Raw genomic sequence first — 236 nt, 5'->3', positions numbered from 1 at the left:
GATACCGGTGCCATTGCCAATCGGCTCGATACCGAACGTGATGGTGGCATTGGTATATGCCGGGATCTCGAACGAAGGTTTGATGTCGATGGATAAATATCGGGTGCCACCCGTGGCGACGTATTCCGTCTTGGATACGCGGCCCTTCTCCACCCCATTGAGGTAAAAGACCACCGCGATCCCTATCGTTCCCTGGCCCGATACGTTGCCATAGGCCGTTACCGGATCGATGCACA

Annotated in this window: 1 protein-coding gene; it reads right to left on the bottom strand. The window is 55.5% G+C overall.

What is annotated here, in order from left to right; translation table 11 throughout:
• On the bottom strand, nt 1–236 hold a 236-nt coding region (locus B4920_RS29700; protein WP_161493404.1), incomplete at both ends, for a hypothetical protein.

The organism is Zoogloea sp. LCSB751 (assembly GCF_002028455.1).
In the GTDB taxonomy this organism is placed as follows: Bacteria; Pseudomonadota; Gammaproteobacteria; order Burkholderiales; family Rhodocyclaceae; genus Zoogloea.
This window is presented reverse-complemented; position numbering and strand designations above follow the sequence as displayed.